This window comes from Cupriavidus sp. SIMBA_020 (assembly GCF_046535395.1).
In the GTDB taxonomy this organism is placed as follows: domain Bacteria; phylum Pseudomonadota; class Gammaproteobacteria; order Burkholderiales; family Burkholderiaceae; genus Cupriavidus; species Cupriavidus campinensis.
Genome location: NZ_JAWRWU010000723.1, coordinates 1 through 267, shown reverse-complemented (window position 1 = coordinate 267; position 267 = coordinate 1). Strand labels below are relative to the sequence as shown.

1 protein-coding gene is annotated in these 267 nt (G+C 73.8%); it reads right to left on the bottom strand.

Annotation, left to right across the window (positions count from 1 at the left end; genetic code table 11):
- A partial coding sequence (locus tag SB751_RS31230; RefSeq protein ID WP_410749174.1) for a phage baseplate assembly protein V occupies window positions 1–267 on the bottom strand: 267 nt, incomplete at both ends.

Below are 267 nucleotides of genomic sequence, written 5' to 3'. Positions count from 1 at the left end.
CGGGGCATTGCCGGACGCCAGGTTGGCCTGGGCGCTGGGCGCGTTATCGCGGGCCGCGGCGTAGACCTGCGTGTCGGCCTTGGCGCCCTGACGGCCGCCAGGCGTGGCCGGCGTGCCGCCTTCGCCGCGGCCGTTGTACAGCGCGCCCACCACGATGGGCTGGTCGATGTCGTCGTCCAGGAAGCGCACCAGCACCTCTTGCCCGATGCGCGGCACGAAGCTGATGCCCATGCCGGCGCCGGACTGGCGCTGCGCCACGCGTACCCA